This is a genomic window from Bacillus sp. FSL K6-1145 (genome assembly GCF_038003425.1).
In the GTDB taxonomy this organism is placed as follows: Bacteria; Bacillota; Bacilli; order Bacillales; family Bacillaceae; genus Bacillus; species Bacillus pumilus.
Map to the genome: position 1 here is coordinate 914,480 of NZ_JBBOPC010000001.1, position 25,896 is coordinate 940,375.

27 protein-coding genes and 1 tRNA gene are annotated in these 25,896 nt (G+C 39.9%); 20 read left to right on the forward strand and 8 right to left on the reverse strand.

Annotated features, from left to right (window positions below; genetic code table 11):
* The first annotated feature begins 369 nt into the window (after positions 1-369).
* Positions 370-1,164, forward strand: a complete 795-nt coding sequence (locus MHH41_RS04445) for a phosphotransferase (protein ID WP_340865771.1) — start codon at positions 370-372, stop codon at positions 1,162-1,164.
* 255 nt (positions 1,165-1,419) lie between these two features.
* Positions 1,420-2,118 carry a hypothetical protein gene (locus tag MHH41_RS04450; RefSeq protein ID WP_212046136.1) on the forward strand — a complete coding sequence of 233 codons (699 nt, stop codon included), beginning with the start codon at positions 1,420-1,422 and terminating at the stop codon, positions 2,116-2,118.
* Between the two features lie 36 nt (positions 2,119-2,154).
* Here MHH41_RS04450 and MHH41_RS04455 read toward each other — a convergent pair whose 3' ends face one another.
* The 5 genes from MHH41_RS04455 to MHH41_RS04475 all read right to left on the reverse strand — a co-directional run bounded on the left by MHH41_RS04455 (position 2,155) and on the right by MHH41_RS04475 (position 4,922).
* The gene (locus tag MHH41_RS04455; protein ID WP_137054870.1) at positions 2,155-2,700 is read right to left on the reverse strand and encodes a histidine phosphatase family protein; all 546 of its coding nucleotides are present in this window, start codon (positions 2,698-2,700) and stop codon (positions 2,155-2,157) included.
* Positions 2,701-2,756: 56 nt separating this feature from the next.
* Positions 2,757-2,948 (reverse strand): hypothetical protein, encoded by a 192-nt coding sequence (locus tag MHH41_RS04460; protein WP_003212265.1) that lies wholly within the window; start codon positions 2,946-2,948, stop codon positions 2,757-2,759.
* A gap of 127 nt (positions 2,949-3,075) precedes the next feature.
* Positions 3,076-3,345: a hypothetical protein gene (locus MHH41_RS04465; protein ID WP_113386887.1), complete on the reverse strand. Its 270-nt coding sequence runs from the start codon at positions 3,343-3,345 to the stop codon at positions 3,076-3,078.
* A gap of 65 nt (positions 3,346-3,410) precedes the next feature.
* The gene (locus tag MHH41_RS04470; protein WP_340865774.1) at positions 3,411-4,100 is read right to left on the reverse strand and encodes a DUF1963 domain-containing protein; all 690 of its coding nucleotides are present in this window, start codon (positions 4,098-4,100) and stop codon (positions 3,411-3,413) included.
* 18 nt (positions 4,101-4,118) lie between these two features.
* A complete protein-coding gene (locus MHH41_RS04475; protein ID WP_340865776.1) occupies positions 4,119-4,922 on the reverse strand; it encodes a DUF2262 domain-containing protein in 804 nt (267 codons plus the stop codon).
* Positions 4,923-5,456: 534 nt separating this feature from the next.
* Here MHH41_RS04475 and MHH41_RS04480 point away from each other — a divergent pair.
* Both MHH41_RS04480 and lepB read left to right on the forward strand, forming a co-directional pair.
* A complete protein-coding gene (locus MHH41_RS04480) occupies positions 5,457-7,397 on the forward strand; it encodes an LTA synthase family protein (RefSeq protein WP_003210978.1) in 1,941 nt (646 codons plus the stop codon).
* Positions 7,398-7,552: 155 nt separating this feature from the next.
* Complete coding sequence (lepB, locus tag MHH41_RS04485; RefSeq protein WP_003211638.1) at positions 7,553-8,122, forward strand: signal peptidase I; 570 nt, start codon at positions 7,553-7,555, stop codon at positions 8,120-8,122.
* A gap of 37 nt (positions 8,123-8,159) precedes the next feature.
* Here lepB and MHH41_RS04490 read toward each other — a convergent pair whose 3' ends face one another.
* Positions 8,160-9,455 carry a homocysteine synthase gene (locus MHH41_RS04490; protein ID WP_003211883.1) on the reverse strand — a complete coding sequence of 432 codons (1,296 nt, stop codon included), beginning with the start codon at positions 9,453-9,455 and terminating at the stop codon, positions 8,160-8,162.
* Between the two features lie 779 nt (positions 9,456-10,234).
* On the opposite strand from MHH41_RS04490, the gene MHH41_RS04495 reads away from it, so the two are divergent.
* The 7 genes from MHH41_RS04495 (at position 10,235) to MHH41_RS04525 (ending at position 14,858) form a co-directional block, all read left to right on the forward strand.
* The gene (locus MHH41_RS04495; protein ID WP_003211695.1) at positions 10,235-10,447 is read left to right on the forward strand and encodes a hypothetical protein; all 213 of its coding nucleotides are present in this window, start codon (positions 10,235-10,237) and stop codon (positions 10,445-10,447) included.
* A gap of 115 nt (positions 10,448-10,562) precedes the next feature.
* Complete coding sequence (locus MHH41_RS04500; protein WP_050945447.1) at positions 10,563-11,309, forward strand: ABC transporter ATP-binding protein; 747 nt, start codon at positions 10,563-10,565, stop codon at positions 11,307-11,309.
* The gene (locus MHH41_RS04505) at positions 11,287-12,753 is read left to right on the forward strand and encodes a hypothetical protein (RefSeq protein ID WP_340865777.1); all 1,467 of its coding nucleotides are present in this window, start codon (positions 11,287-11,289) and stop codon (positions 12,751-12,753) included. Before MHH41_RS04500 ends, MHH41_RS04505 begins: the two co-directional genes overlap by 23 nt.
* On the forward strand, positions 12,737-13,642 hold the full coding sequence (locus tag MHH41_RS04510) for a PqqD family protein (RefSeq protein ID WP_340865779.1): 906 nt from the start codon (positions 12,737-12,739) through the stop codon (positions 13,640-13,642). The genes MHH41_RS04505 and MHH41_RS04510 overlap by 17 nt, the downstream gene beginning before the upstream one ends.
* The gene (locus MHH41_RS04515) at positions 13,639-13,920 is read left to right on the forward strand and encodes a hypothetical protein (RefSeq protein WP_340865780.1); all 282 of its coding nucleotides are present in this window, start codon (positions 13,639-13,641) and stop codon (positions 13,918-13,920) included. The genes MHH41_RS04510 and MHH41_RS04515 overlap by 4 nt, the downstream gene beginning before the upstream one ends.
* An 80-nt stretch (positions 13,921-14,000) precedes the next feature.
* The gene (locus tag MHH41_RS04520) at positions 14,001-14,657 is read left to right on the forward strand and encodes a hypothetical protein (protein WP_340865782.1); all 657 of its coding nucleotides are present in this window, start codon (positions 14,001-14,003) and stop codon (positions 14,655-14,657) included.
* A 127-nt stretch (positions 14,658-14,784) separates the two neighbouring features.
* A tRNA-Gly gene (locus MHH41_RS04525) sits at positions 14,785-14,858 on the forward strand.
* 99 nt (positions 14,859-14,957) lie between these two features.
* Here the strand turns inward: MHH41_RS04525 and MHH41_RS04530 are convergent.
* On the reverse strand, positions 14,958-15,554 hold the full coding sequence (locus MHH41_RS04530) for a hypothetical protein (RefSeq protein ID WP_226804835.1): 597 nt from the start codon (positions 15,552-15,554) through the stop codon (positions 14,958-14,960).
* Between the two features lie 83 nt (positions 15,555-15,637).
* Here MHH41_RS04530 and queG point away from each other — a divergent pair, with 83 nt between their 5' ends.
* The 9 genes from queG to MHH41_RS04575 all read left to right on the forward strand — a co-directional run bounded on the left by queG (position 15,638) and on the right by MHH41_RS04575 (position 25,554).
* Complete coding sequence (gene queG, locus MHH41_RS04535; RefSeq protein ID WP_340866664.1) at positions 15,638-16,786, forward strand: tRNA epoxyqueuosine(34) reductase QueG; 1,149 nt, start codon at positions 15,638-15,640, stop codon at positions 16,784-16,786.
* Between the two features lie 61 nt (positions 16,787-16,847).
* On the forward strand, positions 16,848-17,750 hold the full coding sequence (locus MHH41_RS04540; protein ID WP_137054864.1) for an amidase domain-containing protein: 903 nt from the start codon (positions 16,848-16,850) through the stop codon (positions 17,748-17,750).
* A 43-nt stretch (positions 17,751-17,793) separates the two neighbouring features.
* Positions 17,794-18,267, forward strand: a complete 474-nt coding sequence (trmL, locus tag MHH41_RS04545; RefSeq protein ID WP_003211950.1) for a tRNA (uridine(34)/cytosine(34)/5-carboxymethylaminomethyluridine(34)-2'-O)-methyltransferase TrmL — start codon at positions 17,794-17,796, stop codon at positions 18,265-18,267.
* Between the two features lie 518 nt (positions 18,268-18,785).
* The gene (locus tag MHH41_RS04550; RefSeq protein ID WP_003211752.1) at positions 18,786-20,681 is read left to right on the forward strand and encodes a PrkA family serine protein kinase; all 1,896 of its coding nucleotides are present in this window, start codon (positions 18,786-18,788) and stop codon (positions 20,679-20,681) included.
* Between the two features lie 139 nt (positions 20,682-20,820).
* A complete protein-coding gene (gene yhbH / locus MHH41_RS04555; RefSeq protein WP_003211440.1) occupies positions 20,821-21,984 on the forward strand; it encodes a sporulation protein YhbH in 1,164 nt (387 codons plus the stop codon).
* A gap of 363 nt (positions 21,985-22,347) precedes the next feature.
* Positions 22,348-22,980: an HlyD family efflux transporter periplasmic adaptor subunit gene (locus MHH41_RS04560; protein ID WP_003211200.1), complete on the forward strand. Its 633-nt coding sequence runs from the start codon at positions 22,348-22,350 to the stop codon at positions 22,978-22,980.
* A gap of 39 nt (positions 22,981-23,019) precedes the next feature.
* Complete coding sequence (locus MHH41_RS04565) at positions 23,020-24,639, forward strand: DHA2 family efflux MFS transporter permease subunit (RefSeq protein WP_050945441.1); 1,620 nt, start codon at positions 23,020-23,022, stop codon at positions 24,637-24,639.
* A gap of 17 nt (positions 24,640-24,656) precedes the next feature.
* The gene (locus tag MHH41_RS04570) at positions 24,657-25,181 is read left to right on the forward strand and encodes a flavodoxin family protein (protein ID WP_003210946.1); all 525 of its coding nucleotides are present in this window, start codon (positions 24,657-24,659) and stop codon (positions 25,179-25,181) included.
* A gap of 13 nt (positions 25,182-25,194) precedes the next feature.
* Positions 25,195-25,554 carry a hypothetical protein gene (locus tag MHH41_RS04575; protein WP_340865783.1) on the forward strand — a complete coding sequence of 120 codons (360 nt, stop codon included), beginning with the start codon at positions 25,195-25,197 and terminating at the stop codon, positions 25,552-25,554.
* A gap of 112 nt (positions 25,555-25,666) precedes the next feature.
* On the opposite strand, the gene cspB is transcribed toward MHH41_RS04575, so the two are convergent.
* Positions 25,667-25,867 (reverse strand): cold shock-like protein CspB, encoded by a 201-nt coding sequence (gene cspB / locus MHH41_RS04580; protein ID WP_003212277.1) that lies wholly within the window; start codon positions 25,865-25,867, stop codon positions 25,667-25,669.
* Positions 25,868-25,896 lie beyond the last annotated feature (29 nt).

Genomic DNA, 25,896 nt, shown 5'->3' on the forward strand with positions numbered 1-25,896 from the left:
TATTTACCGTTGAATCTAACGTTTCTTCCTTGTGGTGAAACGTTTTTTTGTATGTTAAATGAAGTGTTGATATTTTAAATATAAACCTATTAGAAAATAGAAAACATGTCATTCCTTTTAGCAGAATAATTCTTTAGATCATTTGCAACATTTGATAAGATACATTTAACTATGTGAGACAGAAAATTTAGATGATACCTCTGAAATAATCCTAAAGGATTCATCTAATGATTAAGTGGAAAAATCCTGCGAAACGTCATAAGGCAACTTATTGCCAAGTACTACCTTTGTATAACTGAACTTATACTTATGGGCAAACACACATCGTTGCAGAATTCATCATTGTGACCCAATTTGAGGGGGACTTTCATGAACAATCAATATGAAAATGAAGAATTACTGACTGGTGGGAATGTCTCGAACGTATATCGTGTGGGGGATACAGTTCGTCGAGAAGTAAAGTCAGACAGCATCAATATACAGAAGCTGCTAAAGCATTTGGAAAATAAGAACTTTCACTATGCTCCAAAGTATTTAGGGGTTGATGAACAAGGTAGAGAGATATTGTCCTTCATTGAAGGCGTAGCCGGTCATGATCCTTTAAAAGAATACATGTGCTCTCACTATGCCTTAAAAGAAATAGCGAGAATGCTTAGACTGTATCATGATGCTGTTCGTGACTTTCCCATTTCAGATGATTGGGAACGAATGGACAATACGCCTAGCGAAATAGAGGTTGTGTGTCATAATGATTTTGCTATGTACAACATCATTTTCAAAGATAAAAAGCCAGTGGGAATCATTGATTTTGATGTAGCTGCTCCTGGTCCAAGACTTTGGGATATCGCTTATACCCTTTATACATGTGTGCCTCTCAGTAGACTTTTTCGCACTGAAAAGGGGGAGATCGTGAATTATCATTCATTAGAACATGCAGACCATATAAAGTATAGAGTCAAACTGTTTTTTGAAGCTTATGGTGAGGAAATAGCAGAAGATTATGTGGATATGGTGCTGCTGCGTTTAAAAGGGTTATGTCAGTACATGAAACGAAAAGCGAGTGAAGGTGATATAGCTTTTCAAAAAATGATTCATGAGGGGCACCTTGAACATTATCAAAAAGACATTCAATTCATTCATGAACACCGAAAAGAATGGATTTGAGGATGCCAAGAGCCTTCTAAAAGTCAAAGACCAATTAGGTGTTTATACCACTCTTATCACGCTTAAATAAGGAGGAGACATTTCCAGAAGCTGAAGGCGTATATTATGTTAAAGATAGTTGGGAGAACTACGATAAAATCAAAAAAGTGATTCAAAGGCGTTATTTAGAATGGGTGAATCAGTGTTAAGGAATCAGGTTTATGATTCAAAGATAAATGAGAAATAGAAAGAATGTAAAAAGGTGGAGTTGTTAACTTGCAAATGAAGACGATATTACAGACCATCATTGAAGACGAGGGATCACATGATTATCCGCTTTTTAGACAGTACTGTGTGAAGAAAGAACAGGGTCTGCGTAAAGATGCGTTAAAGGTTCTTCGGTTTTTTGTTGAAGAAATGAAGGAGAGCGAATTTGCAGCACGGCGTTCATTTGTTGCTTGGCTGTTTGAAAAGATTGAACGGTTTGAGGATGGTCATCATTTGCTTGTGTATCCATTGATCATTGGGGTGATTCAGCCTGTTATGCAAGAGTGGGAGAAGGTTGATCCTATGGATGTGAGACAGTATCGCTGGCAGGGCTTGTTTGTGCATCAGGGAGAAGGGCTGCCCTATTTATTGAAGGCACTAGAGCTTGGAGGTAGCAAGGAGCAGCGTGTCATTGTACAAATTTGCGAAACCTATTTATCGGCTTTGTGGTATTCGTTTCATCATATACATGAAGATCTTTATTTAAGCACCTATGAGAAAGATCAAGAGCGAATTCAAGGCATTGAAGATGTCATGATGCTGATCGAAGATAAAAGGATTCGTACCAATGTTGAAAAACAAGCAGCCTATTATGATCAGCTTTTATCGGACTGGAAGAAATTTCAGCAAACGGAGACAAGAGGATTCATGAAATGGTGTGCGGAGCGTAAGAAGCCGTATGAGTGGGTAGAGGCTTTTTATTATTAACAATAGATGAGGAAACGGCAGAATTCATTCTGCCGTTTATTTATGCCATATACGCTCTATTTCTATATGATCTGGTTTGAAATATTTCAGGACATAGACATCTGGATTACTTAGCTTCTCCCACTCTTTGAATCCAATCGTGGGATCGGCATGTTTAAGAAGCAGGCTCATAAGATTGCCATGTGTGACGAATAGAGTATGATTTTTTCCTAATTTTATTTGTTCATAGAGTGCCTCTACAATACGATTCATCGCTTCTTGGCTCGATTCTCCGCCTTCACAGGTCATATGCAAGTCCGTAAAACTGAGCTTTAGTTTCTCATACCAATCGTCCATTGGTTTGCTGCTTAACACACGTTCAGAGAGACGCTGATCAATTTGTACCTCGAGTTGTTTTGCATGAGCAAGAGGCTCAATGGTTTGGATCGCTCGCTTATAGGGACTTGAGATGATCTTATTGAGGTGAATGCCGGAAAAGAACTGTGCTAGTGCATGAGATTGTGCGATGCCTTGTGGCGTTAAATACGCATCCTCGGATTGTTCAGTTGCTTGGCAGTGTCTGACGATATAATATGTTTTCATGTGACACACCTTTCATCGAGTATAAAAAAATCATCCAGGATTGGATGAGGATAGGTTCATTTGTTCGGATCTGTTTCTTTATAGGGATCTGTGAGCTTCGAGGTGAGGTCTAAGTTGAACAAAAAATCATCTACTGTGTCTGTACCAAAGGGAAGTGTGGAGAAGTTGATTGGGATGCTGTCTTCTTTCATTTCTGAGATGATCTGTTGTTTAGGCTGCTTTTTTCTCCAGTACTTAAACAAGCGCATGTAAAGCCCCCTTTTCTATGAAAAAGATGGATTTATACATAATATACGGGGAGAGTTGTCCAGGCGTCAAATGTTTTCTTAGAGAACGATGAAAAGAGCCATAGGAAAGCAAGGCCCTTTTGTCCATTTACTTGGCACGACGTAATGCTTTCAGCACTTTACGTTCGCATTTTAAGTTGTATCGCTTCTGATGAAGTTTATCTGTGTTACATCTGCCAATGACTTGGCGGACATCTGGATGATAAATGATAAGATGCCTGTAAGCTGGATCATTTAATAACTCATGAAACCAGCTATGTTTTTTGAGATGGGCTGCGTTTCTAGAGATATCCTCTTCATCTACCTGTAGAAAAGGGATATATACAGCAAGTGAAAAGATATCGAAAATGAATCCCATGTTGGTTCCTCCTTCCATATTATTTCCTACGCTTAGAAGGAGGAAAGGTTTCATTCAATAAAACTTTAAAAACAATCCCAATGCATAAACCATTCTTTTGTGTCTTTGTCGTAATAGAAATACATCGTGCCATTATCACCAATCATGAACCGAGTTTTTTCTTCTGAGGCGATTTGCAGCATGAATTCGCCTTGTTGTTGATGGGGTGGAGATTGAATATACGCCCCATATCCACCGATTTTTGTGAACGAATAATTGGTGTATTGATCAAAGAAGTGTTCTGTCGCTTCATCACTTTCATTTACTTCTGATAAATCGACGTATGACCACGCTTCTTCCCAGCAAGGGTAGTCTTCTTGCTCACTTTCCTTCCATTGGATTTGAAAGGGTTTGAGTCCTCTCACTTCTTCAGGAGTTTCAACTACTTCTAATCCTTCCATATCTGCATATTCAATGAGCTTCCAGCACTCGCCGTTTTTGGTAATATCCATCGGAAGTGCTTTCTGGTTGAGAAAGATTTGAATCATTTTACATTCATTGAATTCGTTCAATCCTCCTGGCACTTCAGGTAAATAAATTTGTAAGATCGGAATCATGACGCCATCTTGATCTATGGGCCAGCCTTGATCGGGGTGGATGAAGAAATGACCGGCAAACCAGCTGTGTGTTGCTGGATCAGGACGAAAGCCGCCAATCTTAGCCACGACGGGTGTTTTTCCAATTTGCTTTAATTCATGAAAAGCCTTGATCTCCATTATTTATCCCGCCAATCTTTAGCCTGCAATGTGGGCATCTTGAAACGTGCCATTGATATTGCCTGAGACAATGATGACATGTCCCCAAAATAAATCACCGTCATGACAGTAGACTTCAAACTCTCCATCTGGGTAAGCATGCAGACTTTCAAGTGAGATGCGGCTTATAAAGTGATCCAGCGTAAGCTCTTCTTGTGTTTCAGCGGAGTCATCTTGCTCCTGCCAGTCTTTAGCTAATTCAAGCAGCTGATTTGCTGCAAATGATTTAATAGAAGCATCCCATGTGGTCTTCTCTTTCATGAGTTGTCTAGCGGTTCGAAGAGAGTCGTTTACTTTTTCATCTTCTTCGAGGTTGAAGTAGAGCAGGCATTCTTGATTACTCCACTGGATCGTTGTTTCAAATAAGTCTAGTCCTTTCACTAATTCAAAGGTGCCCAGCAGGTCATCATGATAAAAGACAGGTTTTTGGGCTTCTTCTAGTATCTCTTGCAGCTCTTCATCCTGTGTATCTGTATCGATGAGTGATACAAGCATGAACTCACCTTCACCTTTTCGGACCTGAAGTGACACGATTGATTCTTTATGTAATTGTGCCTGCTTTTCCCTTAATCCCTCTTCATCTGTTAACCAGCAGAGTCTTATGTTTTCTGTTGTGATGAGGTCTTTATCTTTCCATGCAATCAGTGGAATAGAAGCGGTCCAAAGAGCTTCCTGTCCGGCTTTTCCTGCACCTACTCCTGAAGGTCCTGTGACAGCAATGATGTGATCTATTTCTTCTGAAAATCGTTTTTTAAATGCGTTAATTTGTTTGTTATGTTTCATGTGATGTCCTCCAGCCTGATTTGTTGAAAATCTATATCTTTATCACACCGCACATGAGGAGGAGAAATCAAGCTTTTTTTGCTTAAAACTTTTTTAGATTGTCAGAAGGAGAGAAAATACATGGATGATTGGAGGTTGAGTCACAATAAATACGAATATGTTATGTATCGAATTTTGTATATATTTTGGTAAATGAGTCGAAAAGCCTAGGTGATTCTTCCTTTTCTTTATAATTACTTTGACACGAATAGATGAAAAAAGTAAAGTAGTACTGAGTGATTTACAAACCCTTCTTCATCTATTGAATTGCAAAGTGTGTGTAAATGAAATGTAAATGGATATTTTTCCTTTTATTTACTCGTATTTTTTTTGAAACCTATGATGCTTCTCATACGTTATATTAACGGAGCACACATATCCGGCGGAAACAGAGCATCGGGAATGCTTGGTGAAGAAGATTTACATTTGCAAAATCAATGTAAATTTTTTATGATTTCATTTATATCAGAACGATAATAAGAAAGAAGAGGTTTTATGAAAAAAATATTTGCGAACAAATATAGCTTTTTTGTATTGGCTGTCCTTTTATTTTGGGCGAAATCGTATGCAGCCTACAAAATGGACTTTAATTTAGGAGTGAAAGGTTCTTTTCAAGAGGGTCTTCTCTTATTAAATCCATTTAGTTCAGCCATTGTGTTTTTGGGACTGGCTCTCTTTTTGAAGGGTCGTAAATCTGCCATAGTATTAATTGTGATTGACTTTATTATGACCGCACTTTTATATGCGAATGTAGCGTACTACCGTTTCTTTGATGACTTTTTGACTTTCTCCACAATGAAGCAAGCAGGCAATCTTGGAGGAGGCATGACTGGCGGTGTGTTATCTAGTATTAAGCCACATGACCTTTTATATTTCCTTGATATCATTATCTTGATTGCGATTGTGATCTGGAGACCAGAAGTGAAGAAATTCCAAATGAAAAAGACATTTGCACTGTTAATTGTGGCTGCAGGTGTAGGACTGTTCTTTGTAAACCTTCATTTAGCTGAAAAAGACCGTCCAGAATTATTAACAAGAACATTTGATCATAAGTATGTTGTCAAATATTTAGGTGTTTATAATTATACGATTTATGACGGGGTACAATCAGCACAAAATGCAACACAGGTAGCAAATGCGAGCAGTGAAGATTTAACGGATGTTGTAAACTATACAGCTTCTCACTATGCGAAGCCAAACGCAGAGTATTTCGGTAAAGCAAAAGGGAAAAACATCATTAAAATCCATTTAGAAAGCTTCCAGTCTTTCTTAATTGACTACAAACTAAATGGAGAAGAAGTGACACCGTTTTTAAACAAGCTGGCTCATGGGAAAGAGGACTTTACGTATTTCGATAACTTCTTCCATCAGACAGGTCAAGGAAAGACAGCTGATGCTGAACTGATGATGGATAATAGTATGTTCGGCTTGCCAGAGGGAGCAGCGTTTGTGACAAAAGGTGAAAATACTTACCAATCACTCCCTGCTATCCTAGATCAAAAAGCAGGCTATACGAGCGCAGTGCTTCATGGCGACTATAAATCTTTCTGGAACCGTGACACGATTTATAAACATATGGGATATGATCAATTCTTCGATGCTTCACATTACAACATGGATGAAGAAAATCTTGTGAATATGGGTCTGAAGGATAAACCATTCTTCAAAGAATCAATCCCGATGCTAGAATCAATGAAAAAGCCATTTTATGCACATTTAATGACATTGACTAATCACTATCCATTTAATTTAGATGAAAAAGATGCGACGATTGCTAAGGCAACAACTGGTGACAAAACAGTAGATAACTACTTCCAAACAGCAAGGTATCTAGATGAGTCATTAGAGCAATTCTTTAAAGACTTGAAAAAATCAGGTATGTATAAAGACTCTGTCATTTTATTATATGGTGATCACAACGGTATTTCTGAAAACCATAACCGTGCAATGAGCGAAATTCAAGGGAAAGAAATTACACCTTATCAAAATGCTCAAAACCAGCGTGTACCACTCATGATTCGTATTCCTGGCAAACAGGGCGGCGTGAACCATACGTATGGTGGTGAAGTAGACGTGATGCCTACGCTTCTTCACTTACAAGGTATTGATTCAAATGAGTATGTGAATTTTGGAACAGATCTATTCTCTAAGAAACATGATCAAACTGTTGCATTCCGTAACGGAAACTATGTGACACCAAAATATACACTTGTAGATAACACTGTCTATGATACAAAAACAGGTAAAGTTGTGAAACAAAATAAAAAGACAGAGGCGATTAAAGCCCGTGTCGATAATCAGTTAAGCCTTTCAGATAAAGTGCTTTATAGGGATCTTCTTCGATTCCATAAGCTGTCTGATTTTAAACCAGTGAATCCATCTGATTATTTCTATGGTAAATCAAAAGAAAAAGAAGAGGATTCTTCTACTAAGTAACTGAGTTTTGGGCAAGCACAGAAGGGTGCTTGCCTTTTTCTCTCTCATCGCTTGATTTGTTGGCAAATTATGTTTATATTTAGGGTGATACAAGCGTGATGCTGGCGTGCAGCTAGCGGAACTCATTTCGTCCTAGGGGATTTCAGGAGGAGCTTATGACAACAAATACAAAAACACAAAAAAAGAAATCAGAAGTATGGGGCTGGCTCAAAGCGATCTTAATCGCATTCATTGCCGTTTTTATCATTCGTAACTTTTTATTCGCACCGTATATTGTAAAAGGGACCTCTATGGATCCAACATTGCATAATACAGAGCGGGTTTTTGTGAATAAGACGGTTGATTATTTCGGTGATTATAAGCGGGGACAGATCATTGTTCTTGATGGGGAAGACCGCAGTACTCATTATGTTAAACGGTTGATTGGTTTACCTGGTGATAAAATTGAAATGAAAAATGACCAGCTGTATGTCAATGGTCAAAAGGTGGCAGAGCCTTACTTAGCGTCAAACAAAAAGAAAGCAGCCGCAGATGGCATCTTGCTGACACCTGATTTTGGTCCTCTTACCGTTCCAAAAGGCAAGTATTTTGTCATGGGTGACAACCGTCAAAACTCAATGGACAGTCGCAATGGCTTAGGTCTTTTTACAAAGAGTGATATTCAAGGAACGACATCATTTGTGTTCTATCCTTTCCAAGACGTTCGACTACTCAATAATGAATGAAACATAAAAAAGCACACAGAGGTGTGCTTTTTCTATTTCATTCAGCCTGGCTTTTTTTGATCGCCTGTTCAAGATCTGCAATAATGTCTTCAATCGCTTCTGTTCCAACAGATAAACGAATGAGCTCAGGTGTGACGCCTGTCGCTTTTTGTTCTGCTTCACTTAATTGCTGATGCGTTGTGCTGGCAGGATGAATGATCAATGATTTAGAATCGCCCACATTTGCGAGATGTGAGAAAAGTTTAACTGAATCAATAAGCTTTTTACCTGCTTCTCGTCCACCTTTAATACCGAATGTGAGAATGGCGCCTTGTCCTTTTGGTAAATAGGTTTGAGCAAGCTCATAAGATTCATGGCTTTCAAGGCCAGGATAGCTTACCCAATCTACAAGAGGGTGATCTTGTAAGAATTGCGCTGTTTTTAACGCATTTTCACTATGTCGCTCGAGACGCAGATGCAAAGTTTCTAGGCCTTGCAGAAGTAAAAATGAGTTGAAAGGTGACAAGGCTGCTCCTAAATCCCGTAAGAGCTGCACACGTGCTTTTGTGATATAAGCCGCTTCTCCAATTGCTTCGGTATACGTCAGGCCGTGATAACTTGGATCTGGTTCAGTCAGCCCTTTGAACTTATCACTGTCGGCCCAAGGAAACTTGCCGCTATCGACAATGACACCGCCAATTGATGTACCATGACCGCCAATGAATTTTGTAGCAGAATGGACGACAATGTCTGCGCCAAACTCAATCGGTCTTAATAAATATGGGCTTGCGAGCGTATTGTCCACAATAAGCGGAATGTGGTGCTTGTGTGCAATGGCTGAGATGGCTTCAATATGTAGAATGTCGCCTTTAGGATTCCCAATACTCTCTGCATACACTGCCTTCGTTTTGTCTGTAATCGCTGCTTCGAGTTCTTCAAGGTTGGATGAATCGACAAATTTCACTGTAATGCCGAGCTTTTTAAGCGTATGAGCAAACAGATTGTAGGTGCCTCCATAAAGGCTGCTGGAGGATACAATTTCGTCACCAGCTCCTGCAATATTTAAAATAGAATAAGTGGTCGCTGCTTGTCCAGAAGAGACAGCAAGTGCACCAATGCCGCCCTCAAGCTCGGCGATCCGTTTTTCAAAGACGTCATTTGTGGGGTTCATAATGCGAGAATAAATATTTCCGGGTTCCTGCAGTCCGAATAAATTCGCCGCATGCTCACTATCTCTAAAACCGAAAGAGCTTGTTTGGTAAATAGGCACGGCTCTTGAATAGGTTGCTGAATCAAGCTCCTGACCTGCGTGAATGGCTTTTGTTTCTAAACGGAATGGACGTTCTTCTGACATGTGTGTATCCTCCTTTTGTTAGATAAAACCAACTACTTTGATAAGAAATATTTAATAAGACTATAAATCTTGTTTCGAGCTTGGTCAATCATTTTTTAGATAAATCTGAAAAAATAATAAATAAAGTTGATGGGCTTTTTTAATTTCAATGAGGAAGGGTGTGGATACGCTAGATGAAAAGAGGGATTGTTGCATTAGAGAGTACGGATCAGTTTTTTTGAAAGCAATCAATCATTGCCAACTAGTGAAATCATGGGAATGTCTATGCTGTAAGTTGTTTTTTCATAAAAAGAAGCGAATCATATGTTGGATGTTACTCAAGAAAAGAAAGGGCTTTTTTCCCAATGGACTTTCTTGTATATACATATTTTAAGTGACAAGAGAAGAAGGGAAATAGACTCACTCTTTTATCGGAATTATCAGTAAATATTTCATAAATGGTGTGTTAACGACATATAATTAGGACCTTTTTATCTGATATATCGGGGGAATTCTTTCTATTTCACAAAAAAGAAAGAATATATAAAGGGATTGATAAAAATGGACTATTTCAAAAAAAGAAGAAAAAAGATGGTTTAATTGCCATTATATGGGTTTTGTGGTTCTTAAGGAGTGAAAAAATCTAGCTAATAAGATAGGGGTCTTGCACTTAAAAGTGAAGAATTGAATAAAAAGTCACATTTTATCCGAAGGTATGTTCGGTCAAAAATGGGATCTTCTGTTGATGTTTGGAGAGTAGAGCCTATGATACGATCATCATAAGCTGGGAGGTGAAAAGTATGACTTATGCAGCGCCGCAAGTTGACTATTCCACTATGGAACCTGCTATTATGGACCAAGCTTGGTTCTTAGTATTTGTTGCTGTCCTTCTTGGATTGGGAGCAACAGTTGTTCTAGGAGCAGCAGTTTGGTGTTTAGCAAACGGCAAGGGTAGCTTTACAGGAGCCGTTCAGTGGGAAAGTGGCTTAAAAGTCCAAATTGAATGTAAGTAGCTATACTTAGGATTCATCTTTTTACTTCTATGAAATGACACCAAGGCTAAACCGTCTGTGGCGGGCGGTTTAGCCTGATCTGTTTTTAAAGAATATGCAGACACTTGGAGGTTATATGTTTACGATCGAGAAATTAACCAAGACGTATAAAAATAACGTGACTGCTGTCAATGATTTTCATTTAAAAATCGACCCTCATCAAATCGTTGCTGTTGCTGGACCGAATGGTTCTGGTAAAACAACGATGATTAACTGTATACTCGGCATCATTAAGCATACAGAAGGAACGATTCTGTTGCAGGATGTCACAAATGACGAACCATCCTTTAAAAAACAAGTAGCCTATGTTCCAGATGATCTGCTGCTCCCTGAAGCATTGACTGGGGCTGAATATTTAGATTTTGTTTCTTCTATGTATGAATGTAAAACAATTCATAGAAGAAATCAACTAATTGAACTGTTTGATATGGACTCGGCTTTATCAAGACCGATTGAAACCTATTCACATGGTATGAAAAAAAAGACACAGCTGATTGCCGCCTTTATGCTTGATAGTCAATTGGTGATCATGGATGAGCCCTTTAGAGGACTTGATATTGAAGCGGTTATAAACACAAAGAAACTGATGAAGCGTTATGCCGAGCACCATGGTGCGATCTTGCTTTCAACGCATGATATGCTTTCAGCGGAAGAGCTGTGCCACAAAATCGCCATTATTTCTAAGGGAAATAAAATGGATGAAGGAACGGTCTCAGCCTTAAAAGAGAAGTATCAATCAAGCACATTGGAACAGGTGTTTCTGAAAGCTTCAATGTTAAGTGATAGGGGTGCACATTTTGATGAAATCATTAATCATTTCTAGAATGATGCTTAAAATGTGGCAGCAGGAGATGTATAAGCTCTTTGATACTCAGACGAAGCGGATCATTGTGATCTTATTCTTTTTATTTGCCATCACAATGGGCGCCATCATCGGATACAGTTTTACGGGTGTCTTTATGAAGGCTTTCTTAAATGGCGATGAACGTTCACTAGGATTACTCGTTGTGTCAATGGCGATCAATGCATCCATCTTTACTAGCCTGTTATTCATTTTGATCAAGGTCAGAACGCCTGAGCAAGACCGTTTTTCTATGCAGCTCAGCTGGTTCCCTCTTTCTACCTTTCAGAAAAGCCTTGGATACTTTATTCCGATGGTGACAGTGGTGGCAGGACTTGTTTTATTTTTTATCGGTATTCTGCTTTTACCTAATTTTATTGCACAGGGAATAGGCATTTTCTTTATCTTTACGTTCTTTTTGATGGTGATTTTGCAATCGCTTTTTGTCTTAATGCTTTTGCAACTCATTTATAATATGACGTATTTGGTCATTCTGAAATTAAAATTACCGTTGCAAAAATTTGCAGCGATCTTTGTTCTATTAGCACTGGTTGTAGCGTATGGAATGACGCATTTTGATATCAGTCAAATTCAGCAATCATATATACAGTTTGATTATCATTTGATGTATTTTACAGCACCGTTTTTCTTAGCGGCTCAAGGAATGTCTCCTGAAGGGGTAAACTATGCAATTTTGATTCTGTTTATCCTTTTATCGGCGAGCGGTGCATTTCTTTCCCTTGCGATGATGCCGATTATGGCAGAGAAAAAAGCGTTAACCTTCTTAAACAAACTGCCGTTCTCTTCTTCAAAAAAATGGTCACTTATTGTAAAGGAAATGAAATCACAGGTGCGAAATGAAGAAAACATTTTAAACTTTCTCATTCTCCTCATTGTGATCTTATTCGTCCGTTATCAATTTGGATTCCGTTTTGAAGAAGAAGCATTTTTTGTTCTCTGCGCTCTTGCTGGATTAACCGCCTTCAATTCATTTGGCAATGATAAACGAATGCTGGGGATGTACAAAACATTTGGTCTAAGATCGTGGGAAGTGGCTCTGTATAAGTTTATCGGGCTTTTGCTTGTTGGTGTACTGCAAATTGCAATCTTCATGCTGACAACGCTGACGCTTCCTGATCAGGTTTGGAACGTATTGATTGGGGCCGCTGTCTTATGCAATGCCACTGCGCTCTTTTATGTGGTAGGTATTTTACTTCCGCTTGATCGGAACAATCCTTACACAGGCATTTTTTCATTTGGAGCACTTATTTTACTCATGATTCCGATTGTTTTTATTGGAAACTATGTCATAGGGGAGTCGAGTCAAACACTTCAGTGGCTGCTTGTAGCTGCATTTGAAGGTCTGCTCATCTTTGCCATATACAAAGGTTTTTCATGGAGGTATTCACATGATTCAACTTCTTAACAATAAGCTAAAGATTGAGCGGGTACCGGCACTTGCGCCGTATGTGACCTTACAAAAGAGGCATCTCACGGATACGCAGTATGGAAGCACACTCCCGATTAATGAAAGTGCCTATCATATGTTAACGAAAGTAGATGGCAAAAGGACAGAAGCGAGTATTACCGCAGAGCTCGCCGATTTGTTTCAGGTCGATGAGTCTGTGATTTCTCGTGACTTTTATCAACTGATAATGGGGTTGAATCAGCACCACTTACTGTCTATTCATTATCAATCACCATATCGGATTGTGACAGCCTGCTGTCAATTTTTCAAGCAGTATCAAGTGAAAATGAAGGAACGATTTGATTGCACTGGTCACTCGTTCCTTCATATTTTTGGGACAGCATTACTCATGGTGACGCGTAAAATCATCTTTTTCTGGATGCTATTTATGGTCATGGCAGGAATCGCTTTTTTATTCATTCCTGACCGGTCGATTGCAGCCATTGCGATTTATTTTACAATTATTTATTTTGGATTAATTACGGGAACGGCCTTACATGAGGCAGCACACGGCTATACGCATCGGAAATTTGCGGGACGGGATGGTCCACAAGGTTTTTTTGCAAGTGATATGATGTCTGTGAAATTTGTGAGACCCGTATTAGATCCGTTTCAGAAAAAGCAGGTATGGATTACCCTGCTTGGGCCGCTTGTCCCAGGTGTGATCGGAGCAGCAGGGATCATTGTGACCGTATTATGTCTAAAAGAAAATCCAATTTCAACAGGTTTCTTTATTTTTTCAATCACGTATTTTATTCAATTACTCTATCTTCTTCCATTTATGGGGGATGGTAAATCCGTTATGAAGCAGCTATTGCTTGGGGGAATGGGAGGACAACGATCATGAACGTACAGGCGATGAAACAAGGTGCTATTGTTGGTGGTTTTCTGGGGTTTTTAGGCTTTCCGATGCTGACAATCGGCATATTATTCTATCATTTATTTCAATCAAAAACGAATGATGCTTTATTATTTAACAGTCTCGCTTTTGAGATGGAAGGTTCATCCGCATTTACTTTTCAAATCAAGCCAAACTTTTTTATTTATATGATTGTGATTTTTGTCGCGAGTTTTCTCATTGTGGCTATCTTATCAGCCATTAAGCAGAAAAAAGCGAAAGGTTAGGAGAATTCTCCTAATCTTTTTTTGTATGTTCAACCAAATTTTAGTATAATAGAAAATAAAAAACATCAAAGGGGATCTCAATGTTAAAAAAATGGAGTGTTCTTATATTCACTGTTTTTCTATTAGCAGGATGCGGTGAGAAGGCCGAAGAAACCACGCAAACCGAGAAGACGGTATCTACAATAAACACGGAGTCTGCTACTAAGAAGCAAGTAACCATCGAACAAATGAAACTGACAAAAAAAGAAAAAAACTTACTAGAAGCATCAACCACTAATGAAATGGTGGCTTTAACAATAAAAGGATTAACGAAGAAGGATAAGAGTATTACGTTTAGCGGGAGTCATTATAAAAATGGCCGATTAGCTAATAAGGAAGCGTCATCTGCCACCTTTACTTTACATCAGGATGGAACCGACCAAACGATGAATGTGCTCTTACAATTAAGGCATGAGAAAGATACATATGAATCACAATTTAGTATGTGGTCAGACAACAAGAACGAGGGAATGACGAAAGCAACAGCAAGCTTTCCGTTCAAAGTAAGTGACTATGTTTTTTCTGCACAATCTGAAACTGTCAAAGTCTCTTCTGGAGGAAAGGCACTGATTGCGTATACAGCGGCAATGGGGAAAGACGGAAATTCACCGATACTTGAAGAGATTGAGAAAAATCCTAAGCAAGCGCTGAAGAATAAGTCACATGCCTACTTATTTTATATCCAGCTCGATAAATAATTATCGTAATATATACGGAGAATATGAAGTTTTTTGACGAAAAATCTTCATATTCTCTTGACGAATTGTTTAGGAAGTTGTAACATAATAAAGGTCAACGCGATGACGTTGCTTTTGAAAAATTGATGCGGGTGTAGTTTAGTGGTAAAACCTCAGCCTTCCAAGCTGATGTCGTGAGTTCGATTCTCATCACCCGCTCCAATACATAATTTTTGTTAATAACGCAGTATTTCGTTTCTTAGATAAACGAAGTGTTGCGTTTTTTATTATGTCAGTATAATGTGAAAAAGCACTGTCAAGCTACAGTGCTTTTTCAATAAATTCATATTTACTTTCTCCACCATGTATTTGTACAAACATCTTCGTCAAGGATTGGATGAGAGCTTCACTCTTTTCCCGGGAAATAGATGGCGGAAACAGAATGATTTGCACAATGTTTTTTGTGTCTTGAGAAATGTGTGCTTTACTTGGTTGAGAAAATAATCCCTTAAGTCCTGCGTTGTCCTGCCATTCAATGTAACCACTCTCATGTTTTGCTAGTGAAAGCGGCTCTTCTATGCGATCAGCATCGAATGTCAGGATAGGCAAGAAATATTTTAAAGAGAAAAAGATCGACAAATCCTGTACGGAATTGGTCGAGTCAATAAATTGTTCCTTTTGGATATCAGCAAGAATTGGCAGGAAAGGAACGTCTTTTAAAAGGTCCGTCCATTCTTTGATTGCTGGTACTTCTTCTAAGACTTTATCTTCGTATTCAAAGAATAAAGATTCTTGAAACAGGCGGAGCCGGCCTTTTAACATTTGAGGGGATGTGCCAACTTCAATATGCGAATATTCAATCTGTCCAACATGGATAGACGGGTTGTCAGGATGAGATATTTCCATATGTATCTTCACAGTGACTCACTCCAATCGGTCATGATACACTCGTATTATACTGAAAACAACAGAAGAAACAAAGAAAGGAGGTTTGCAAGGTGATTCATGTTGGAGAATTAAAAGAAGAATTGATTCAATATGCGAAAGAAATTGGTGTCGATAAAATCCGATTTGCAAGTGCTGATACATTTGATTCATTAAAAGACCGCCTCATCTTACATGAATCGTTAGGGTATTTGTCAGGCTTTGAAGAGCCTGATATCGAAAAACGAACAAACCCTTCTTTGCTGCTTGCGAAGGCCAAATCAATTGTTGCGATAGCGCTCGCGTATCCTTCCAAAATGAAAGATGCTCCTCGAAGTACAAAGGATGCAAGAAGAGGGATCTTTTGCCGTGCTTCTTGGGGAACAGACTATCATGTTGTGCTGAAAAAAAAGCTCGATATGCTCGAGGAATTCTTGCGAAGCAAACATGTCGATATACGAACAAAATCAATGGTGGATACAGGGGAGCTGTCCGATCGTGCAGTAGCGGAACGTGCTGGCATAGGTTTTAGTGCGAAGAACTGTATGATTATCACGCCAGAGTTTGGGTCTTACGTGTATTTGGCTGAAATGATCACAAATGTCCCATTTGAACCGGATGAAAAAATTGAAGACCAGTGCGGAACGTGTAATAAATGTGTTGATTCGTGTCCAACTGGTGCACTTGTAAATCCAGGACAGCTGAATTCCCAGCGGTGTATTTCCTTTTTAACGCAAACGAAAGGATTTTTGCCTGACGAGTTTCGTTCGAAAATAGGAAATCGTTTATATGGGTGTGATACGTGCCAAATTGTCTGCCCGATCAATAAAGGGAAGGACTTTCACCTGCATCCTGAAATGGAGCCGGACCCTGAAATTGCGAAGCCGCTCTTAAAGCCGCTTCTTACGATCAGTAATCGTGAGTTTAAGGAAAAATACGGTCATGTTTCAGGTTCATGGCGGGGGAAAAAGCCAATTCAGCGAAATGCGATTTTGGCACTTGCTCACTTTAAAGATACATCTGCCTTACCCGTGTTGATTGATTTGATGCACAAGGATCCAAGGCCTGTTATTCGAGGCACGGCTGCTTGGGCAATAGGGAAAATTGGCGATGAGCAGCTGCTCCCAGAGCTGGAAAAAGCCCTTGAGCGGGAAAGTGATGAGGAAGCGAAGCAAGAAATCATCAAAGGGATTGAGTTTTTACAGACACCTTTAAATACTAAATAACATCTCTGTGAACATAGAATGAACCAAACAGAGATTTTAAAAAAAGTTTGGTGGTGTCTGTGTGAAACAATTATTAGAGCAAACATTAGAAGACAGGCTTGGTTATTTATTAAATGGAAGTGCAATCAAACAGCCGCAGCTCATGTCTGATGTGGAAGCAGTCGAACGGAAAAAAGAGCTTTTTGCTAGAAGACAGGTGGAGATTGTCAAGGCGAAGGCGAAAGCAACACTCCTAGATTCAACGATTCAGGATGATGGGGCTCAGCATGTGCAGTATCTTGCTCATCTCACTTATGTATGCAAGGATGTAGACGATTCTTTTTATTTAGAGGAACAAGTAGAAAAAAGAGAAGCGTTCCTTTACAACGACATGCTTGTGAAAGATCGGATAATGTTAGAAAAGCGGCAAATGGAAGAGCAGGTGGATGAGCGCTTTCAGACAGAAGAACAGTTTGGGAGAGCCTTTCACTATGACCGGCGGGCAGCCGTACAATATGCGGAGACGTACTGGAATAAACGAAATCCCGCCTATAAAAACTTCGAAGATAACTGCACAAATTTTATTTCACAATGCTTGAAGGCAGGGAATGCGCCAACGAGAGGGTATCCGAACCGCGGATCTGGCTGGTGGGTGCGGCCGCACACGTGGAGCTATAGCTGGACGGTGGCTCATTCGATGAAAAATTATTTAGCGAATTCGAAAGCGGGTTTAAGAGCAAAGAAACTCAAGGAAGCGCAGGAGCTTCAAATTGGTGATGTCATTTGCTACGATTTTGAGGGAGATGGTAGGTATAATCATACAACCATTGTCGTCGATCACGATAAAGGCGGAATGCCTCTTGTGAATGCTCAGACATATGACAGCCGAATGCGTTATTGGTCGTATGAGGATTCGACCGCCTATACACCAGCTATTCGTTATACGTTTTTTCACATTTTGGACGATGCCGCGAAGGATAGTTAATGGTATAATGTTGAGCGGAAAAGAAAATTAGAGGTGAACTTTTTTGGGACTTCATGTCGTTTTATATCAACCAGAGATTCCAGCTAATACTGGAAATATTGCGCGTACATGTGCAGCAACAAATACAACCCTTCATCTGATTCGTCCGCTTGGTTTTTCGACAGATGATAAAATGCTGAAGCGTGCAGGACTCGATTATTGGAAATATGCCAATGTCGTCTATCATGACTCGCTTGATGAATTGTTTGAGGCTCATCCGAAGGGACAATTCTTCTATATCACAAAATTTGGCCAAAAGCCGCATACGACATTTGATTACTCTCAGTTAGATGAAGATTACTTCTTCGTTTTTGGCAGAGAGACAAGTGGATTGCCGAAAGATTTGATCGAGCGGAATATGGACCGCTGCCTTCGTTTACCGATGACAGAACATGTTCGTTCTCTGAATCTATCGAATACGGCAGCAATTCTTGTGTATGAGGCACTTCGACAGCAGCAATATCGAGATCTGATATAAGGTCAAGAAGAAAGCTGGGATACCAATCTCGGCTTTTTTTATATGAGATAAGGAACAAAATATGATTTGTTCAGTCTATTTTTTGACATATTGAAAAAATCGAAGCACAGTGAATAAGCAGGTGCTAAAAACAACGAACTAAATGAAAAAAGGATGTTCCGCTCATGGAACATCCTTTTTTTCATTTACCAGGCTTGCCTTCGTAGCCAGCTGTGAAAATGGATACTAAAAACGTAATGATGACGCCCATCATAATGACCGTTCTCATATAAGCTCCCCCTTATCCCTTTGTTTCTATCGCTGCCTGTTTCATATGATGTGAAGTTCGCCTTGAAAAGCAGGAGAAGAAGATCATTTTTCTCCTGTTTTTCCTTTATTATGAAGGGTCTTGCTGATGGTTGTCAATTCAGTTTGCCAATTCGTCATTTTGAAGAACGAAAGCATGTAATAGGACGCCTCCGCATAGATTGTAAAACAGTATCTGATTACTTGCTTCAATCTTGAAAGAGGAGGTTCATATGGATATTTTAAAGAAAATTGAACAGCACAGAGAAGAAGAGCAGCGTCTTAAATGGGAAGGCACATTTGGCGAGTATTTAGACATTATAAAGGAAAATCCACTTGTCGCTCAATCTGCTCATTCTCGCGTTTATCATATGATTAAAGACAGCGGGATTGAAGAGGAGAATGGGGTCAGAACGTACAAATTTTTTGATCAGGAGCTTTTTGGATTAGAGGAATCATTGGAAAGATTAGTGGAGGAATATTTTCACCCTGCTGCCAAGCGCCTCGATGTGAGGAAGCGTATTTTGTTATTGATGGGACCAGTGAGCGGGGGGAAATCTACGCTTGTTACTAGGCTGAAAAGAGGACTAGAGGAATATTCACTGACAGATCATGGCGCAGTCTATGCGATCAAAGGCTGCCCGATGCATGAAGATCCGCTTCATCTTATTCCGCAAAATCTGCGGGAGGATTTTTATAGAGAGTATGGCATTCGTGTGCAGGGGAATTTGTCCCCTCTGAATATGATGAGGCTGGAAGAGGAATATGGCGGACGAATTGAGGATGTAAGGGTTGAACGGATCTTCTTCTCAGAGGATAAACGGACCGGTATTGGTACCTTTAGTCCGTCTGATCCGAAATCTCAGGACATTGCTGATTTAACAGGAAGCATCGATTTTTCAACCATTGCTGAATTTGGATCAGAGTCAGATCCAAGGGCCTACCGCTTTGATGGAGAACTCAATAAAGCAAACCGAGGGATGATGGAGTTTCAGGAGATGTTAAAGTGTGATGAGAAGTTTCTATGGCATCTTCTGTCATTAACGCAGGAAGGAAATTTTAAAGCAGGCCGTTTTGCCTTGATTAGTGCAGATGAATTGATCGTTGCTCATACGAATGAAACCGAGTACCGGTCGTTTATTTCAAATAAAAAGAACGAGGCCTTGCATTCAAGAATTATTGTGATGCCGATTCCTTATAACTTGAAGGTGACAGAGGAGGAACGCATTTATCATAAAATGATTTCAGAAAGTGATGTTTCTGATGTGCATATTGCCCCGCATACGCTGAAAGTAGCAGCGATGTTCTCCATTTTGACAAGACTCAAAGAGCCGAAGCGTTCTGATATTGATTTGGTGAAAAAAATGCGTCTGTATGACGGAGAAAGTGTCGAAGGCTTCCAATCTGCTGATATTGATGAGATGAAAAAGGAATTTCATGATGAAGGGATGAGCGGAATTGATCCGCGATATGTGATTAACCGCATTTCCTCCACTATTATCCGGAAGAATATGGAGTCGATCAATGCGCTGGATGTTCTTCGTTCGTTAAAAGAAGGACTCGATCAGCATCCGTCTATCTCAAGCGAGGACCGGGAGCGCTATTTGAATTTTATTTCTGTTGCGCGAAAAGAGTACGACGATATTGCCAAGAAGGAAGTACAAAAGGCATTTGTGTATTCCTATGAGGAGTCTGCGAAAACACTGATGGATAATTACTTAGATAATGTCGAGGCATATTGCAACAAAAACAAGCTGCGTGATCCGTTAACCGGTGAAGAAATGAATCCTGATGAAAAGCTTATGCGTTCAATTGAAGAGCAGATCGGAATTTCTGAAAATGCGAAAAAGGCATTTAGAGAAGAAATTCTGATTCGTATTTCGGCTTATGCGAGAAAGGGCAAACGCTTTGATTATAATTCTCATGAGAGATTGCGTGAGGCGATTCAGAAGAAGCTGTTTGCTGATTTAAAAGATGTGGTGAAAATCACGACGTCAACGAAGACACCGGATGAACAGCAGCTGAAGAAAGTGAATGAAGTAGTGGCTAGATTAATTGATGAACATGGCTATAATTCAACAAGTGCAAATGAACTTTTAAAATATGTAGGCAGTCTTCTTAATCGTTAATAAAGGAAGGAGGCATTATTGGCGCACCTGCACCGGTAATGTCTTTTTTAGAAATGACCGTCAACTTGGGTGACGAGCAGCATAAGATAAAGGAATCGGTGGTTATAAGAATTGTGCAAACAGGTGAGGAGGGGGATGGATGTCCCGGCAAGAAAAAAGTCAGTTTATTGTATCTCAGGAAGACTGGTCCCTCCATCGAAAAGGCTATGACGACCAGCAGCGTCATCAGAAAAAGGTCAAAGAAGCGATTAAAAACAATTTGCCGGATCTTGTCACAGAAGAAAGCATTATCATGTCTAACGGAAAAGATGTTGTGAAAATTCCAATTCGTTCGTTAGATGAATATAAAATTCGGTACAACTACGATAAAAATAAGCATGTGGGTCAAGGTGATGGAGATAGCGAGGTAGGCGATATTGTCGCACGTGATGGATCAGACAGTAAGCAAGGGCAAGGAAAGGGGCAGAGCGCAGGAGATCAGGCTGGAGAGGATTATTACGAAGCAGAGGTCTCATTAATGGATCTTGAGGAAGCGCTGTTTCGGGAATTAGAGCTACCAAACCTTAAACAAAAGGAGCTTGACGACATTATTGTCGAGCAAATTGAGTTTAACGATATTCGCAAAACCGGGTTAACAGGGAATATTCATAAAAAACGAACGATGCTCTCAGCATTTAAACGAAATGCAATGACAGGCAGTCCTTCCTTTTATCCAATCTACCCAGAGGATATCAAATATAAGACGTGGAATGAAGTGACCAAACCAGAGTCGAAAGCCGTCGTTTTGGCAATGATGGATACGAGCGGAAGTATGGGACTTTGGGAAAAATATATGGCGAGAAGTTTTTTCTTTTGGATGACACGTTTCTTACGGACAAAGTATGAGACGGTCGATATTGAATTTATTGCCCATCATACAGAGGCGAAGGTTGTAGATGAAGAGCATTTCTTCTCGCGCGGCGAGAGCGGGGGGACGATTTGCTCCTCTGTCTATCGAAAAGCACTAGAGCTCATAGACGAACGTTATCCGCCATCGCGATATAATATTTATCCTTTTCATTTTTCTGATGGAGACAATTTGACCTCAGACAATGCACGGTGCGTAAAGCTTGTTTCTGAAATTATGAAAAAAGCCAATTTATTCTGTTATGGTGAAGTGAATCAATACAACCGGCATTCTACATTAATGTCAGCATATAAGCATATACAGGATGAGAAATTTAAGCATTATATTTTGAAGCAAAAATCAGATGTTTTTCTCGCCCTAAAAAAATTTTTTCAGCAGGAAGAAGTTCTTTCGTAAATAGCACATTTGAAAAAACCTTTCAGCATAAGGGCTGAAGGGTTTTTTGTATGGAGAAGGAAGGGATCACCAGAAAAAAAGTAAAACTTTCTCTTTGACATTTCAATTTTCATTTATTAATATTTAATCTTGTTAAATATAAGTTTTTCAAAAAAGATGCCGATCGTCTTTTCTTCTTTTTCTACTCTTTGCTCATGAGTGAACAATAAGTATAAATGGGCTGCACACCATTATTCATGCGGGGAAGATGAAGGAGATATAACAGTTTTATGAGCTTGCTTCATATTCTGTCAGATGATGGGCATTCTAAGTTTGCTAAAGCAGATGACACTATATTTTTATACATGAAAGGAGAAACAAAACATGAACAGAGGGCGTTTATTGCTAACGAACATTATTGGCCTTATTGTAATTCTTGCCATTATTGCCGGAGGTGCTTATTACTACTACGAAAGCACAAATTTTGTCAAAACTGACGAGGCGAAAGTGACAGGTGACATGTATCAAATCACAGCACCAGCAGCTGGACAAATCAAAGGCTGGGATATCAATGAAGGTGACGAAGTGCAAAAAGACAGCACAGTTGCAAAAGTTGAAGGAGAAACAAAAACAAACATTAAATCAGTGGCTGATGGCACATTAGTCAAAAAAGAAGTACAAAACAATCAACAAGTGCAGCCTGGTACAGTTCTTGGTGAAACGATTGATTTAAGCAAGCTTTACATCACAGCGAATATCAAAGAAACAGATATTAAAAACATTGAAAAAGGCGACAAAGTTGACATCGTCGTAGATGGTGATCCTGATACAACATTTGAAGGAACAGTTGAACAAATTGGTTATGCGACAAACTCAACATTCAGCATGCTGCCAGCAACAAATTCAAGTGGTAACTATACAAAAGTGACACAAAAAGTAGCAGTGAAAATTTCAATTAAAAATCCATCAGACAAAGTACTTCCTGGTATGAATGCTTCTGTCAAAATTTCATCTTAATGATGATTGATATCAAAAAATGAAAGGAGGTTGTCTGAGATGGCAAATCAACCTGCAGCAACAAAACAGGGAGCAGGCTCCTTGTCTTTACTGATCATTTTAATGGCCGGCTTGTTCGTAGCGATTTTGAACCAAACACTTCTGAACGTAGCCATGCCCCATTTAATGACTGAATTTAATGTGAGTGCAACGACGATTCAGTGGCTTACAACAGGTTATATGCTTGTCAACGGTGTGCTGATTCCGTTATCTGCGTTTTTAATCACACGCTTTGGACAGCGCAGCTTATTCTTAGTTGCCATGATCTCGTTTACACTAGGGACCTTTATTTGCGGGATTGCGCCGAACTTTTCAACGATGCTTATCGGTCGTTTGATTCAGGCAATCGGCGGCGGTATCCTGCAGCCGCTTGTGATGACAACAATCCTTTTTATTTTCCCTCCTGAAAACAGAGGGAAAGGAATGGGGATTTTCGGTCTTGCAATGATGTTTGCTCCAGCGGTAGGACCAACATTATCTGGTTACATTATTGAACATTATTCTTGGCGTATTATGTTTTATGGACTTGTTCCAATCGGAGCAATTGTCATTATCGCGGCTTTCTTTATGTTTAGAAATATTGTAGAGCCTAAAAAGATCAAGCTGGACGGCCTTGGTGCGATTCTTTCCATCGTTGGTTTTGCTTCGCTTCTATACGGAGTGAGTGAAGCCGGAAGTGATGGCTGGACAGATCCGATCGTCTTATCGACGATTATTGTTGGTGCGATTGCGATCATTCTCTTTATTTTCCAACAGCTGAAAGTTGATAATCCGATGCTTGATTTCCGTGTGTTTAAATACAGCATTTTCTCATTATCAAGTGTTATTAATATTATTATTACAGTTGCCTTATACACTGGGATGTTCTTACTTCCGATTTATCTGCAGAACCTCGTTGGATTTACGGCATTGCAATCCGGGCTATTAATGCTTCCGGGGGCACTTGCGATGCTGATTATGTCCCCGATTTCAGGGATTTTGTTTGATAAATTTGGACCTCGTCCGCTTGCGATTGTGGGGATGCTCATTACCGTTGTCACCACATTCGAGTTTACAAGGCTGACCATTGATACATCATATAGTCACATTGTACTCATGTATGCAGTGCGTGCATTCGGTATGTCACTCCTTATGATGCCGGTGATGACAGCTGGGATGAACCAATTACCACAGCACTTAAACAGCCATGGTACAGCGATGTCTAATACATTAAGACAAATAAGCGGTTCGATCGGTACGAGTTTGATCACAACGATTTATACGAATCGGACAACATTCCATTATTCCAATATGGCGGATCAAACAAATACAGCGGACCCATTCTTTATGAATTCATTCCAGGCGGCTGTGTCGAATGTGATGCATCATATGGGCATGACAGCTGAAGCTGCTCAAAAATATGTATCCACCCAGCTCTTTACGAAAGCACAGGTTGATTCAAACGTAATGGGTATCAATGATGCTTACATGTGGGTAACGTTATTCTGTGCCGCTGGTGTCATTCTTAGCTTGTTCCTGCGTGATGTACGTAAGGATAAAAAGCGAAAAGATCAGCAGCATAAAAAACAAGAAATAACACTGCTTCCAGCACCTAAGGAAGCAAACCAAGATGCAAGATAAGTGTGGAGGGACCGTACATGAAAATTTATGTCGTATACGATAGTGAAGGTAACCATACAAAAGCACTGGCAGAAGCAATTGCAGCAGGCGCAGGTGAAACAGAGCAGGCTGAAGTATTCGTTGATCACGTGAAAGATGCGGATATTCGCAAGCTGGATCAAATGGATGCGATCATTTGGGGCTGCCCTGGTCACTTTGGGACCATTAGTGCTGGATTAAAGACATGGATTGACCGTCTTGGCTACCTATGGGCAGAGGGAAAACTAATCGATAAAGTCGGTGCCGTTTTCTGTACAACTGCTACAACGCACGGCGGTTTAGAAATGACGATGCATAATTTGATTACACCAATGTTCCACCAAGGGATGCTTGTCGTTGGTCTTCCTGGAAATGTGCCAGAAAATGCTTTATACGGCTCTTACTATGGAGCAGGTGTGACATGTCCGATTGATTCTGATGAAGTGATTTCGACAGAAGGCATTGAACTCGGGAAAGCATTAGGAAGACGTGTAGCATCAGTCACTGCGTCATTTAAGCGATAAGGAGAGGGTTCTTTTGGCGACGATTATTGTAGCGTTAGTAGCTGCTGTTCTAGTCATTATCGGATTAGTAACATTCAATGTCAGACACGCTTCGGTCGAGAAGAAAGAGATCAATGAAGATGTGCCCAATCAGCCTGACGTGCCCCGTAGCGAGTCAGAAGTTGCGGCGAGACCTGTAGAGCCTGAAGTAGAAGAGGAAGCGTCAACGCCTTCTCAAACGGATGAACGAGTGTCTGGTGATGATTTCTATAGACAGGCGCTTCAAAAGTTTAAGCAGCCAGAACCACCTGTCAAAGAAGAAGAGCCAGAAACTAAAATGAATGATGATATGTATCGTTCTGCTTTGCAGAAGCTAAAGCAGAACGACAAATAAAAAAGAGAACCTCTCGTCAGGTTCTCTTTTTTTATAGCACAAAAAAACCGCCGGCAGAAGCCGGGCGGTTTTCCTTCATTCTATAAAGTGCTAAAGAGCAGATGCTCTTAAATTACGCTTTGTTAACGTTAGCAGCTTGTGGTCCACGGTTACCTTCAACGATTTCGAAAGAAACTGCTTGACCTTCTTCTAAAGTTTTGAAGCCTTCGCCTTGGATAGCAGAGAAGTGAACGAATACATCGTCTTGACCTTCTACTTCGATGAATCCGAAACCTTTTTCAGAGTTGAACCATTTTACTTTACCTTCTAACATGAAATTTCCTCCTAAAGCGATCTTAACGC

Excerpts from the sequence above, each read along its gene's own strand:
- MHH41_RS04470 (WP_340865774.1), bottom strand. The coding sequence starts at position 4,100 with ATGGAGATCAAGGCTTTTCATGAATTAAAGCAAATTGGAAAAACACCC.
- MHH41_RS04550 (WP_003211752.1), top strand. The coding sequence starts at position 18,786 with ATGGATATTTTAAAGAAAATTGAACAGCACAGAGAAGAAGAGCAGCGT.
- MHH41_RS04490 (WP_003211883.1), bottom strand. The coding sequence starts at position 9,455 with ATGTCAGAAGAACGTCCATTCCGTTTAGAAACAAAAGCCATTCACGCA.
- MHH41_RS04445 (WP_340865771.1), top strand. The coding sequence starts at position 370 with ATGAACAATCAATATGAAAATGAAGAATTACTGACTGGTGGGAATGTC.
- MHH41_RS04505 (WP_340865777.1), top strand. The coding sequence starts at position 11,287 with ATGAAATCATTAATCATTTCTAGAATGATGCTTAAAATGTGGCAGCAG.
- yhbH (WP_003211440.1), top strand. The coding sequence starts at position 20,821 with ATGTCCCGGCAAGAAAAAAGTCAGTTTATTGTATCTCAGGAAGACTGG.
- lepB (WP_003211638.1), top strand. The coding sequence starts at position 7,553 with ATGACAACAAATACAAAAACACAAAAAAAGAAATCAGAAGTATGGGGC.
- MHH41_RS04515 (WP_340865780.1), top strand. The coding sequence starts at position 13,639 with ATGAACGTACAGGCGATGAAACAAGGTGCTATTGTTGGTGGTTTTCTG.
- MHH41_RS04520 (WP_340865782.1), top strand. The coding sequence starts at position 14,001 with ATGTTAAAAAAATGGAGTGTTCTTATATTCACTGTTTTTCTATTAGCA.
- cspB (WP_003212277.1), bottom strand. The coding sequence starts at position 25,867 with ATGTTAGAAGGTAAAGTAAAATGGTTCAACTCTGAAAAAGGTTTCGGA.
- MHH41_RS04510 (WP_340865779.1), top strand. The coding sequence starts at position 12,737 with ATGATTCAACTTCTTAACAATAAGCTAAAGATTGAGCGGGTACCGGCA.
- MHH41_RS04565 (WP_050945441.1), top strand. The coding sequence starts at position 23,020 with ATGGCAAATCAACCTGCAGCAACAAAACAGGGAGCAGGCTCCTTGTCT.
- MHH41_RS04455 (WP_137054870.1), bottom strand. The coding sequence starts at position 2,700 with ATGAAAACATATTATATCGTCAGACACTGCCAAGCAACTGAACAATCC.
- MHH41_RS04495 (WP_003211695.1), top strand. The coding sequence starts at position 10,235 with ATGACTTATGCAGCGCCGCAAGTTGACTATTCCACTATGGAACCTGCT.
- MHH41_RS04500 (WP_050945447.1), top strand. The coding sequence starts at position 10,563 with ATGTTTACGATCGAGAAATTAACCAAGACGTATAAAAATAACGTGACT.
- MHH41_RS04460 (WP_003212265.1), bottom strand. The coding sequence starts at position 2,948 with ATGCGCTTGTTTAAGTACTGGAGAAAAAAGCAGCCTAAACAACAGATC.
- MHH41_RS04570 (WP_003210946.1), top strand. The coding sequence starts at position 24,657 with ATGAAAATTTATGTCGTATACGATAGTGAAGGTAACCATACAAAAGCA.
- MHH41_RS04475 (WP_340865776.1), bottom strand. The coding sequence starts at position 4,922 with ATGAAACATAACAAACAAATTAACGCATTTAAAAAACGATTTTCAGAA.
- MHH41_RS04560 (WP_003211200.1), top strand. The coding sequence starts at position 22,348 with ATGAACAGAGGGCGTTTATTGCTAACGAACATTATTGGCCTTATTGTA.
- MHH41_RS04480 (WP_003210978.1), top strand. The coding sequence starts at position 5,457 with ATGAAAAAAATATTTGCGAACAAATATAGCTTTTTTGTATTGGCTGTC.
- MHH41_RS04465 (WP_113386887.1), bottom strand. The coding sequence starts at position 3,345 with ATGGGATTCATTTTCGATATCTTTTCACTTGCTGTATATATCCCTTTT.